This is a genomic window from Streptomyces malachitofuscus (assembly GCF_055571035.1).
Genome location: NZ_JBVIGA010000063.1, coordinates 1 through 8383 on the forward strand (window position 1 = coordinate 1; position 8383 = coordinate 8383).

General features: G+C 70.9%; 2 protein-coding genes. Both read left to right on the forward strand.

Annotated elements, in window-relative coordinates; translation table 11 throughout:
* A partial coding sequence (locus ACZ44S_RS38980) for an SDR family NAD(P)-dependent oxidoreductase (protein ID WP_466938223.1) occupies nt 1-3569 on the forward strand: 3569 nt, incomplete at its 5' end.
* A 67-nt stretch (nt 3570-3636) separates the two neighbouring features.
* The coding region (locus ACZ44S_RS38985) for a type I polyketide synthase (protein ID WP_466938226.1) at nt 3637-8383 on the forward strand (4747 nt) is incomplete at its 3' end.

Below are 8383 nucleotides of genomic sequence, written 5' to 3' on the forward strand. Positions count from 1 at the left end.
ACGCGGACGAGCCGTCCTCGCATGTGGACTGGTCCTCGGGTGCGGTACGTCTGCTGAGTGAGCGGCGGGTGTGGCCCGATGTCGATCGTCCGCGCAGGGCGGGTGTCTCGTCGTTCGGTCTGAGTGGCACCAACGCCCACGTCATCCTCGAACAGGCCCCCGAGGACGCAGTGGAGCCGGTCGAGTCCGTCGCCATGCCGATGGTGCCCTGGGTACTGTCCGGACGCTGTGCGGATGCCCTGCGCTCCCAGGCCGCCCGTCTGCACGCCTACGCGCAGGCGCATACGGACGCCACACCCGTCGCGATTGCGGCCGCCCTGGTTCAGGGGAGGACCTTCTTCGAGAACCGCGCTGTCGTCCGAGGCCGTGACCGCGGGGAGCTCCTGGACGGACTCGACCGCCTGGCTCAGGGCGAACAGGCCGACAACCTCACGTGCGGACGTGCTACGGACCACGGCAGGACGGCGTTTCTGTTTTCGGGTCAGGGTGCGCAGCGGCCGGGGATGGGGCGCGAGCTGTATGAGGCTTTCCCGGTGTTCGCGGAGGCGTTCGACACGGTGTGCGCGCACGTGGGGGAGGAGTTGCGGGAGGTCGTCTTCGGTGACGACGCCGAGCGGCTGCACCGCACCGAGTGGACGCAGCCCGCGTTGTTCGCGCTGGAAGTCGCGCTGTTCCGGCTGGTGGAATCCTTCGGTGTGCGCCCGGACGTCCTCATCGGACACTCCGTCGGTGAGATCGCCGCCGCGCATGTGGCCGGGGTGATGTCGCTGGAGGACGCCTGTGCGCTGGTCGTGGCGCGTGGCCGGCTGATGCAGCAACTCCCCGCGGGTGGGGTGATGGTGGCCGTCGAGGCGGCCGAGGCGGAGGTGCTGCCGCTCCTGGCGGACCTTGCCGGTGAGGTGTCCCTCGCGGCAGTGAACGGCCCCCGGGCCGTGGTGCTCGCCGGCGCCGAGGCGGCCGTCGAGCAGGTGGCCTCGACGCTGAGGGAGCAGGGCCGGCGCACCACCCGTCTCCGCGTCTCGCACGCCTTCCACTCGCCGCTGATGGAGCCGATGCTCGACGCCTTCCGCGAGGTGGCCGAACGCATCACCTACACACCCCCGGCCCTCCCCGTCGTGTCCAACCTGACCGGAGACCTCACCACCACCGACGAACTGGCATCCCCCGAGTACTGGGTCCGTCACGTCCGCGACACCGTCCGCTTCGCCGACGGCATCACCGCACTCACCACCCACGGCGTGACGCGCTTCCTGGAGATCGGCCCCGACGGCACCCTCACCGCCCTCACCCAGAACTGCATCCCGGACGACGACGAGGCCCTCCTCTTCGCGCCGATGCTGCGCAGGGACCGCGACGAGGTGGACGCCGTTTTCTCGTGTGTCGCTGCCGGCCATACGGCCGGTGTGCCCGTCGACTGGACCGCTGTGACGGGCCCTTGCTCGACGGCAGGCGTGGACCTGCCCACGTACGCCTTCCAGCGTGAGCGGTACTGGCCCCAGACGAAGCGCAGTGAGGTCGCTCCCGATCTTCGTTCCTGGGAACCGGCGGCACCGGAGGAAGCGCGCGAACTGGCCGGCGTGCTGGGCATCAGCGAGGACGTCGTACAGGAGATCCTTTCGGAGTTCTCCGGCCGACGACAGGAGCGCACGGAGCGGGCGGAAGTGGACGGCTGGCGCTACTGCGTGGCATGGGAGGCAGTGACTCCCACCCCAGGCGCAGACCGCACCGGTCGCTGGCTCGTACTCCACCCCGAAGGGGCCGGCGCGCTGGTCGAGAGCGTGACCGCGGGCCTCTCCGACCCTCTTCTCCTGCCTCTTCCCGAGCGCCCGGACCGACAGGGCCTCGCCCGCGCGGTCACTGAGGCTGTCGCGGCGACGAAGACGCAAGCGGCGGGTGTGATCGTGCTGCCCGCCACACTGGAACAGGCACTCGGCGCCACCCAGGCGCTGGGCGACGCGCAGACGGGCGGGCCCGTGTGGTGGGTCACCCGGGGAGCCGTCACGGTCGGGCAGCCCGCCGACGGCCGGCCGGTTCCCGAACAGGCCGCCATCTGGGGGCTCGGACGAGTTGTGGCGCTGGAGCACGCCGATCGCTGGGGCGGGCTGGTGGATCTGCCGGAGACCCCGGACAGCGATGCCGCCCGCCTCCTCGCCGACGTCGTCGCCTCCCCCGCGGAGGACCAGATCGCTGTGCGGGACGGCCGGGCCTTCGCCAGGCGTCTGCGTCAGGATCCGGCGCCGCACGGCACCGGACAGGTGTGGAAACCATCCGGAACGGTGCTGGTCACCGGCGGGACCGGTGCCCTCGGTGCGCACGTCGCTCGCTGGCTCGTCCGTCAGGGCGCCGAGGACCTGGTCCTCACCAGCCGTCGCGGTGCCGATGCCGAGGGCGTCGCCCAACTCGTGGCCGACCTGCACGACATGGGAGCCGACCAGGTGAGCGTCGAGGCCTGCGACCTCGCGGACCGGGAAGCGGTCGCGGCGCTGCTCTCCCGGCACCAGGTCGACGCCGTCTTCCACGTGGCGGGCGTACCGGACCACATGCCCTTCGACGACATCGACACCGCCCATCTGCAGCGGATCGTCGGGGCGAAGGCACACGGCGCCGTGCACCTGGACGAGCTGACCCGTGACCGGGACCTGAGTGCCTTCGTGGTGTTCTCGTCCATCGCGGCTGTGTGGGGGAGCGGATCCCAGGGCGCCTACGCGGCGGCGAATGCCTGGGCGGACGCCGTGGTGGAGGACCGCCGCGCCCGTGGGCTGGCAGGCCTCACGGTGCAATGGGGCCCGTGGTCGGGCGGAGGGATGGTGTCGAGCGCCGGAGCGGCGGAACTGCGACGGCACGGCCTGCGGGTCATGCCACCCGGTCGCGCCCTGCAGGGGCTCGCATCAGCGCTGGAGGGACCCGGTGGCGCGGTCACCGTGGCCGACGTGGACTGGGAGCGTTTCCTTCCCGCGTTCACCAGCCGCCGTCCCAGCCCTCTGCTGAGTACGCTTCCGGGCTTCGGGGCAACGACGCCCGACGTCACCGGGGACAAGAAGACCGAGGACGTCCGTGCCGCCCTCGTCGCCCGCCTGACGAACCGGTCGGAGAAGGATCGTCGGAGGGCGCTGCGGGAGATCGTCCGCGAACGGGCCGGCGCCGTACTCGGACGGTCGAAAAGTTCTGCCGTGGACCTCGACCGTTCCTTCCGAGACGTCGGTTTCGACTCCCTCACCGCCGTGGAACTGCGCAACCAGCTCCATGCGGAGACCGGCCTGCGGCTGCCGACGACGCTGGTCTTCGACCACCCGACACCACGCCACCTCGCCGATCGCCTCTACGAGGAGCTTTTCACGGACGAGGTTGTGGCGGCGGACGGTGAAGAGGCCTCGTTCCGCACCGTCCTGTCCGCGATCCCCTTCTCCCGCTGGCAGGAGAGCGGCCTGCTGACGGCCGTCCTGTCCCTGGCGCAGGAGGGCGCGGACGCCTCCGCACGTCCGTCCGACGACACCTCCTCACCCGACGCGATCGACGCGATGGACGTCGACGCACTCGTTCACCTGGCCCTGGGCGACTCCACCTCCTGAACCCCCGCCTGCCCGCAGCCACTCTCCCCGTCCGCCCGCGAACGGCCACGAACCAGTGGAGCTGAACATGTCCACCTCCGAAGAGCGCGTCGTCGCCGCGCTGCGCGCCTCCCTCTCCGAGAACGAGCGTCTGCGCCGGCGCAACGAAGAACTCGCCCAGGCCGCCTCGGAGCCGATCGCCATCGTCGGCATGGCCTGCCGCTACCCCGGCGACGTCACCACCCCGGAAGAACTGTGGGACCTGGTGCTCTCCGGCACCGATGCGATCACACCTCTCCCGGCGGACCGAGGATGGGACACGGCAGATGCCGCCGCGGCCTCGACCGGCCAGGGCGGATTCGTCGCCACGGCAGCGGATTTCGATGCCGGCTTCTTCGGAGTGTCGCCTCGTGAGGCACTCGCGATGGACCCTCAGCAGCGCCTGATCCTGGAGACCTCCTGGGAGGTCCTCGAACGCGCGGGCCTGGAGCCCGGCTCCATACGGGGCAGCCGCACCGGTGTCTTCGTCGGGTGCAGCAATCAGAACTACGGCGCCGTCCACGGCGAAGACCTGCCCGAGGGCATCGAAGGCCACCTGCTGACCGGCAACGCGGCGAGTGTCGTCTCGGGCCGGGTGTCGTATGTGCTGGGGCTTGAGGGGCCGGCGGTGACGGTGGACACGGCGTGTTCGTCGTCGTTGGTGGCGTTGCATCTGGCGGTGCAGTCGTTGCGCGCGGGGGAGTGTGATCTGGCGCTGGCCGGTGGTGTGACGGTGATGTCCACCCCTGATGTCTTCGCCGAGTTCGGTCGTCAGGGTGGTTTGGCGGCCGATGGCCGGTGCAAGGCGTTCGCGGAGGCGGCGGATGGCACGGGCTGGGGTGAGGGCGTCGGTGTGTTGTTGGTGGAGCGGTTGTCGGATGCGCGGCGTCGTGGGCATCGGGTGCTGGCGGTGGTGCGGGGTTCGGCGGTCAATCAGGATGGTGCGTCGAATGGTCTGACGGCGCCGAACGGTCCGTCGCAGCAGCGGGTGATTCGGGCGGCGTTGTCGTCGGCGGGGTTGTCGGCTGCGGACGTGGACGCGGTGGAGGCGCATGGCACCGGGACCACGTTGGGTGATCCGATCGAGGCGCAGGCCTTGTTGGCCACTTATGGCCGGGATCGTGACGGGGACCGGCCGTTGTGGTTGGGGTCGGTGAAGTCGAACCTGGGGCATACGCAGGCGGCTGCGGGTGTCGCGGGTGTGATCAAGATGGTGCAGGCGTTGCGGCACGGGGTGTTGCCGGCGACCCTGCACGCGGACGAACCGTCCTCGCATGTGGACTGGTTCTCCGGAGCCGTGCAGTTGCTCACCGAGCGACGGGCGTGGCCCGATGTCGATCGTCCGCGCCGGGCGGGTGTCTCGTCGTTCGGTCTGAGTGGCACCAACGCCCACGTCATCCTCGAACAGGTCCCGGAACCGGAAGTCCAGGTGGACGGCAGCACCACCACCGGCCCGACCGCGTGGCCGCTCTCCGGCCGTTCCGAGGAAGCCCTCCGCGCACAAGCCCGGGCCCTCGTGGCCTTTGCCGACCGACACCCTGAGGCCGATCTCCACCGGACCGGCGTGTCCCTGGCCAGGACACGCGCACACTTCGAGCATCGTGCCGTCGTCGTCTCCGACGATGCCACCGGCTTCATCGAATCCCTTCGTGCCCTCGCCAACGGCAGTGCGTCACCGGGAATCACGCTCGGACGCGACCGTGGTGAACAGCCTCAGGCCTTCTTGTTCTCGGGTCAGGGTGCGCAGCGCCCGGGGATGGGTCGTGAGCTGTATGAGGCTTTCCCGGTGTTCGCGGAGGCGTTCGACGCGGTGTGCGGGCACGTGGGGGTGGAGTTGCGGGAGGTCGTCTTCGGTGACGACGCGGAGCGGCTGCACCGTACCGAGTGGACGCAGCCTGCGTTGTTCGCGCTCGAGGTCGCGCTGTTCCGGCTGGTGGAGTCCTTCGGTGTGCGCCCGGACTTCCTGATCGGTCACTCGGTCGGTGAGATCGCCGCCGCGCATGTGGCCGGGGTGATGTCGCTGGAGGACGCCTGTGCGCTGGTCGTGGCGCGTGGCCGGCTGATGCAGCAACTCCCCGCGGGTGGCGTCATGGTGGCCGTCGAGGCGGCCGAGTCGGAGGTGCTGCCGCTCCTGGCGGACCTTGCCGGTGAGGTGTCCCTCGCGGCAGTGAACGGCCCCCGGGCCGTGGTGCTCGCCGGAGCCGAGACGGCCGTCGAGCAGGTGGCCTCGACGCTGAGGGAGCAGGGCCGGCGCACCACCCGTCTCCGCGTCTCGCACGCCTTCCACTCGCCGCTGATGGAGCCGATGCTCGACGCCTTCCGCGAGGTGGCCGAACGCATCACCTACGCACCCCCGGCCCTCCCTGTCGTGTCCAACCTGACCGGAGACCTCACCACCACCGACGAACTGGCATCCCCCGAGTACTGGGTCCGTCACGTCCGCGACACCGTCCGCTTCGCCGACGGCGTGAGTGCCCTGGTGGCCGAAGGCGTGACGCGCTTCCTGGAGATCGGCCCCGACGGCACCCTCACCGCCCTCACCCGGAACTGCGTCCCGGACGACAGCCCCGCCCTCCTGACACCCACCCTCCGCAAGGACAGCCCGGAACACCCGGCCGTCCTCCGAGCGATGGCCCTGTTGCATGTCGACGGGGGTGAGATCGACTGGACCGCCGTGCTCCGTGGCGATGACGGCGGGATGCCGGTCGACCTGCCGACCTACCAGTTCCAGCATCGACGCTACTGGTTGGCCCCGAACGAGCCGTCGCCCGGTGGTCCTTGTGGTCCGACGCGAGCCTCCACGGTGGTGGACGCCGACTTCTGGACCGCCGTGGAGCGCGAGGACCTGTCGGTGCTGGCCGAGGACCTCGATCTTCCGCCCGACACGCTGGGGCCCGTCGTGCCGGCACTTTCGCGGTGGTACCGACAGCGGCAGGACCGGGCAGCGCTCGACGCGTTGCGATACGAGGTGTCCTGGCTGCCATTGACTCGGAACGACGAGAGCACGACCACGGCCGGTCGCCCCCGTACCGGAAACTGGGCGGTGCTGCTCCCCACCGAACTGGATGCGGCGTCACGCCGTACTGCGGACGACCTCCTGCTCGGCCTGCGCAAACACGGAATCACTCCGTGCGTCGCCGAGGTGATGGACCCCACCGACCCCACCGACTGCGCCGAAGCGCTGCGCTTCACGGCTGCGGAGACGGACGGAGTGCTGTCCCTGCTCGGGCTTGCCGCGCACGTCGATCCGGTGGTGAGTACGCTGGCCGCGCTGCGCGGAGCCGTCGAGTCTCCGGCTCCGGGCATACGACTGTGGGCCGTCACCCAAGGCGCCGTCGGTGTGGCCGGGGCTGATCGCGCCGTTGGCCCCGAACAGAGCGCCGCCTGGGGGCTGGGACGCGTAGCGGCCCTGGAACACCCGGACACCTGGGGCGGGTTGATCGACCTGCCCGCCGACGTCGACGACCGGGTGTGCGCACGGCTCGCCATCGCTCTGACCCGTCTGAGGCCCGGCGAGGATCAGGTCGCCGTGCGGGCCCACGGCGTCTTCGGCCGTCGGCTGATACGGACCACACCGGTGTCCGCGGTCACCCCGGGCTGGAAGCCCGACGGCACGGTGCTGATCACCGGGGGTACGGGCGCCCTGGGCGGACATGTGGCCCGTTGGGCGGTGCAACGAGGTGCCCGCAACCTTCTCCTCGTCGGCCGCCGCGGTGAAGCGGCGCCGGGTGCGACCGCATTGCGCGAAGAACTCCAGCGGATGGGCGCGCAGGTCACGTTGCCCGCCGTGGACGTTTCCGTACGCGAGCAGCTCGCCGAGCTTCTCGCCGCACACCCGGTCGACGCGGTCTTCCACACAGCCGGGGTCCTGGACGACGCCACGCTGCTGGCGACGGACGCCGAGCGCATCGACCGAGTGAGGGGGCCCAAGGCCACGGGAGCGTTCCTCCTCGACGAGCTGACACGGGACCGCGACCTGTCGGCCTTCGTCCTCTTCTCCTCCCTGGCGGGAACGCTGGGAAGCCCGGGGCAGGGTGCCTATGCCGCCGCCAACGCCGCCCTCGACGCGCTCGCCGAACGGCGGAGGGCGGAGGGCCTTCCGGCCACCTCCATCGCTTGGGGCCCGTGGGCCGGAGACGGTATGGCGGCGGAGTCCGGCGGCCGGCGCCGTGGTCAAGGGGCCGTGACGGCACTCGACCCCCGGCTCGCACTCTCGGCACTGGGAGTCGCGCTCGACACAGGCGTCACCACCCAACTGATCGCGGACATCGACTGGGCCGATTTCGTCCCCGCGTTCACCGCGGTCCGTCCCAGTGCCCTCCTCACCTCCGTGGCCCCAGCCGGCTCCACCCCCGAACGGCGCGGGACCGAACGCACGGGAAGCGAACTGCGCTCACGCGTGGCAGGGGTACCCCGCGACGCCGGGCAACGCCTCGTGAGGGAACATGTCCAGGAGCTCACGGCCCTGGTGTTGGGGTATGACGGCCCCGAACAGGTCGGTGCGGAGCGGGCGTTCCGCGATCTGGGCGTGGACTCGTTGATCGCGGTGGAGCTGCGCAACGCGCTGGCGGCCGCGGCGGGTGTGACGCTCCCCGCCACGGTCGTCTTCGACCACCCCACCCCCCGCGCCCTGGCCGACCACATCTACGGCGAGCTGTTCGACGAGGAGGCGTCGATCGCCTCCACGGCCTCGGTCGCCCTGGACGAGCCGGTGGCGATCGTCGGGATGGCGTGCCGTTTCCCGGGCGGTGTGGAGTCGCCGGAGGACCTGTGGGAGCTGCTCGCCGACGGACGGG